At 66.0% G+C, this 4,798-nt stretch carries 3 protein-coding genes; all 3 read right to left on the bottom strand.

The genetic code is table 11. The features are described 5' to 3' along the window. On the bottom strand, window positions 1-696 hold a 696-nt coding region (locus tag EOS_RS22520), incomplete at its 3' end, for a toxin-antitoxin system YwqK family antitoxin (RefSeq protein ID WP_160312520.1). 8 nt (window positions 697-704) lie between these two features. After that, window positions 705-2,606, bottom strand: coding sequence for a type VI secretion system tip protein TssI/VgrG (tssI, locus tag EOS_RS22515; protein WP_087881985.1), 1,902 nt, complete (start codon window positions 2,604-2,606; stop codon window positions 705-707). Window positions 2,607-2,616: 10 nt separating this feature from the next. Then, window positions 2,617-4,798 (bottom strand): type VI secretion system ATPase TssH (tssH, locus tag EOS_RS22510; RefSeq protein ID WP_047848925.1); only part of this gene is annotated, 2,182 nt, incomplete at its 5' end.

Here is a 4,798-nt window from a genome sequence, read left to right as displayed (position 1 = left end):
CGCCGCCGCGGCCACGTTGCGCCAAGCGCCTTGCGGCTTGCCCTTCGCGTAACGGCGTTCCTCGCGGAGCTGGCCGTCAGGGCCGAAGCGGCGCACCGTGCCATGGAGCAGATCGTGCTGATACGGCGAGGTCTGCACCAGTGCGCCGTTAGCTGCGTAATCGCGCGTCTCGCCTTCGAGCAAACCGGCGCGGTAGTGCGCGCGGCGCACTACCGCGCCGTCGTGCAGGTACACCGCCTCCCGCTCGAGCTTTCCGGCTTCGTAGTGAAGCCGCGAGGTCGCAAGCCCAGACGGCGCATACGACACGCTCTCGCCGTGCAGCACGCCGAGCGCGTATTGCCGGTGCGCCGCGACCCGGCCGTCCTGATACAGCGTTGTCACGCCGTGCAGCCGGCCGTCGGCATAGCACGCCTCCTGAACGAGCGCACCATTCGCATCGAAGACCCGCAACGGACCGGACAGTTCGCCACCCAGGTAATGCGCCTCCAGTAGCGGTACTCCACCCGGGCCATAGCGGACCATCTCGCCATGCGGCACGCCGCCCTGCAGCGACGTGCGGCAGACCATCTGCCCCGCTGCATCACGCTCCTCGATCGCGGTCGAGGCTTGCGCATGTGCCGCCGTCCCGGACGCGGCAGTGCCGGTGCCCGCGGCTAGCGCGCGAGGCATGGCTGATGGGGACGGGGAATCGCTCATGGGATATCTCAGTTCAGCTTGATGAGCGCACCCTTGAGCGCGAGCATCGCGCCGCCGTCGACGGTCTGCGTGGTCGACGCCTTGCTCTGCACTTCCAGCCCCTCGTTGGTGAGGGTCGTTCCCGCCTTGTTGCCGAGGGTCGTGCCGGCCTGACTCTGCAGCGACGTTCCGGCCTTGATGCTGATCGATCCGCTCACGTCGATGACGAGATTGCCGCTTACCTTCAGCGTGTAGTTGCCACTCACATTTTGCGTGAACGCGGCATGATTCGTGTGGGTCTCGTCGCCGGTCACGTCGAGCGCACGCGTGCCCTTGACACTATGCGTCTCCTTGCCGGTCTGAACGTCGACCGTGCGGTCCCCCTTCTGGACAATGTGCATTTCCGCACCCGCCATGACGGTCGTCGACAACGCATTTTCGACCGCGATGTTCAGGTCTTTCTGGGCATGCAAATACAGCTCCTCGCTGTTGAGCTTGTCCTCCATGCGAATCTCGTTGCCCGCCGTGCCGCCCTTCGACGAGCGCGACCGGATCACGCTCTGGGTCTGCAGCGACGGCAGGCCGACCGGCAGCGTGTCCTGCTTGTTGTAGACGCTGCCTGTGACGAGCGGCCGGTCGGGGTCGCCGTCGACGTAGCTGACTATCACCTCCTGGCCGACACGCGGCAGGAACAGATGGCCCCAGCCGTGTCCCGCGGCCCCCTGCGCCACGCGCACCCAGCATGAGCTGTTCTCGTCGGCGCCGGCTGCGCGATCCCAATGGAATTTCAGCTTGATGCGCCCATACGCGTCGGTCCAGATCTCTTCGCCGGACGAGCCGGCGACAAGCGCCGTGTGCGTACCCGCTACAACGGGGCGCGGCGTAACGAGCGGCGGCCGGAACGGTACCGATAACGGAAATACCTCGAACTCGTTGTCATACCTGCCGGTCGACGCGCTATGGGTCACGGCGCGCACGGCGTACGGCACGTTGAGCGCACCGTTTGCGTGGCCGCCCAGCGTGAAAGTCGTGCCCGCCGTGAGGCTGTAGCAAGCACTGCGGCCGCGGCCGGTGCGCTGGTCCATCTGCTGCGCCGCGAGCCGCAGGCTCGCCGTCCGGGTACCGTCCGCAGCCTTTGCGTAGCGGCCCGGAAAGGTATAGCGGCTGCCGCTCGCGGCGCTGCCCGAGGCCGTCGAGTTCGCAGTCAGGATCGACGCGATCGTATAGTCGTAGTCGGCCACGACATGCTCGGCCTCCACGAGTCCCGTCGACATTTCAAACGCGCGGATGCGTTCGAGCTCACCGTGTGCGGCCGAATCGCTCGAGAACCAGAGCTGCGCGCAGTCCTCGCCGGCACGGTGCGCCGAGGGGCTGTCCGCGAGGACCATCGTGTGCGTGCCGTTGGCGAAGGTGAAAAAGTAAAAGATGCCCTCTTCTTCCATCAGCCGCGAGATGAACTGCAAAGCGCTCTCGTCGTACTGCACGCAGTAGTCGCGCACCGCATAACTACCTGTCACGCGTGACTCGACCGTCACCCCGGCGCCTGACAGCAGCTTCGTGATGATGTCGAGCGCGCTCTGTTTCTGGTAGATCACACGGTTGCTGCCAAGCACGAGCAACCACAGCCGCGGGGCCAGCTCAGCCGAATAGAACCCGTCCTGCCCGTTCGCGCCGACCTGGGCAAAGCGCGTGACGATGCCATTGAAGAAGCGGCTCGGCCCCGACGAGGCCTGCAGCGTCACGGTCACGCTCTTGCCGACGATCTCCTGCGGGTCGAGCCGCTTGTTCGACGAGCGCATGCGCAGATGGAAACGGAACGGCTCCGAGATCGCTTCGCGACCACCGAAGCCTTCGAGCAGCAGCACGTCTGCGCCGAACGGCGTGCTGATCGAAAGCAGGCAATCGAGCTGGGTTGCCGTCACATCCGTCACATCGGTCACGTCACGCCTCCTCACGCGGCGCAAAGCGCAACGCAATGCCGCCTGCCGCGGTGAAGGCGAGATCCACGCCGCCAAACGGTTCGGCTACCGAAATGCGTTCGAGCACTTCACGCGCAAGTTCAGGCAACACCGAATGCGTGAGGATGTGATCGACATTGCGTGCGCCGCTGTCCACTTCCTTGCAGCGCTCGGTGATGACCTGCGCGAATTCGTCGTTCCACGTCAGGCGTGCGTGATGATTGCGCTCGAAGCGTTCGGCAAGGCGCGCGAGCTTCAGGTTCACAATCGACGTAATCTGCGCGTCGCCGAGGTGGTAGTACGGCACCAGCACGAGGCGGCCTAAAAATGCCGGGCTGAACTGCTTGAGCAGCGCGGGCCTCAGACGCTCGATCAGCACCTCGGGCGGCGGCCGACGGCCGCCCTGGCACGCCTCCGTGATGACGTCCTGGGCAGCGTTCGAGGTCAGCAGGATCAGCGTGTTCCTGAAGTCGATCGGCACACCTTCACCGTCTTCCATCACACCCTTGTCGAACACCTGGAAAAACAGTTCGAGCACATCCGGGTGGGCCTTTTCCATTTCGTCGAGCAGCACGACGCTGTAGGGACGGCGCCGCACCGCCTCGGTCAGCACGCCGCCGCGGCCGTAACCGACGTAGCCCGGCGGCGCGCCTTTGAGGCCGGAGACGCTATGCGCCTCCTGGAACTCGGACATGTTGACGGTGATCATGTTGCGCTCGCCGCCGTACAGCATGTCGGCAAGCGCCGCGGCCGTCTCCGTCTTGCCGACACCGCTCGGGCCGACCAGCAGGAACACGCCGACAGGCTTGCCCGGATCATCGAGATCGGCGCGGAATGTGCGCACGCGGCGCGCAATCGCATCGAGTGCCTCGTTCTGGCCGACTACGCGTTCGGCCAGCTTGTCCTGCAGATAGAGGACCGTGTGCAGTTCGTCGGCGAGCATGCTGCCGACCGGAATGCCGGTCCAGCCGGAAATCACCCTGGCGACCATGCCTGAGTCGACGCAGACGGGCACCATCGGCTCATCGCTCTGTACCGCTTCGAGACCCTTCTCCAGGCGGCCGAGGTTGGCGCGCAGCGAAGCGCCGTCCTCGTCCTCGCTGGCTTGCTCCTGTTCGGCCAGATGCCGCGCGATCTTGCTTCGCCACGCGAGAATTTCATCGACGGCACGCCTTTCGGTGGCGAGCTTGTCGCTCAGGCGGGCGTGCTGCACGCTGCGCTCTTCGAACTGAGCCGCGAGCGCGCTGATGGCGTCGTCGTGATCCGCACCCGTGGCTGCTTCGTGGCGCAGGATCCGCAACTGGTTCTCCGCTGCCTCGATCGCGCGGCCGAGCGCCTCGATCTCTTCGGGGATGCCGCTCTGGCCGATCGCCACGCGCGCACAGGCGGTGTCGAGCACGCTGATCGCCTTGTCCGGCAACTGGCGTCCCGAGATGTAGCGGTGCGAGAGTTTCACCGCGTCGCGAACAGCCTCGTCGAGAATCTCGACGCCGTGATGCAAGGACAGCTTGGCCACCATGCCGCGCAGCATCTCGATCGCCACGGCCTCGCTCGGCTCCTCGACCTTGACGACCTGGAAGCGCCGCGCGAGCGCCGGGTCGCGTTCAACGTATTTCTTGTACTCGGCCCACGTGGTGGCTGCGATCGTGCGCAGCTCGCCGCGCGCGAGCGCCGGCTTGAGCAGATTTGCCGCATCGCCCTGGCCTTCGCTGCCGCCCGCACCAATCAACTGATGCGCTTCGTCGATAAAGAGAATCACCGGCACCGGCGAAGCTTTCACCTCGGCGATGACCGACTTGAGGCGGTTCTCGAATTCGCCCTTCACGCCGGCACCCGCCTGCAGCAGCGCAAGGTCGAGCGAACGCACGCAGACATTGACGAGCGCGGGGGGCACCTGGCCTTGCACGATGCGCTGCGCGAACCCTTCCACGACGGCCGTCTTGCCGACGCCGGCTTCCCCGGTCAGGATCGGATTGTTCTGGCGGCGCCGCAGCAGCACGTCGATCAACTGGCGGATTTCCGCATCGCGACCGCAGATCGGATCGATCGCGCCTTCGCGCGCGAGCGCGGTCAGGTCGACCGTGTATTGAGCGAGCGCCGAGCCGCGGCCACTGCCACCCGCGGCCGCGGCGGACGGCATGACCGGCATCGAAACCTGCGGTGAG

Source organism: Caballeronia mineralivorans PML1(12), from assembly GCF_001028175.1.
In the GTDB taxonomy this organism is placed as follows: domain Bacteria; phylum Pseudomonadota; class Gammaproteobacteria; order Burkholderiales; family Burkholderiaceae; genus Caballeronia; species Caballeronia mineralivorans.
Note: the sequence above shows the minus strand (reverse complement) of the source record. Positions and strands in the feature narration are given on the sequence as shown.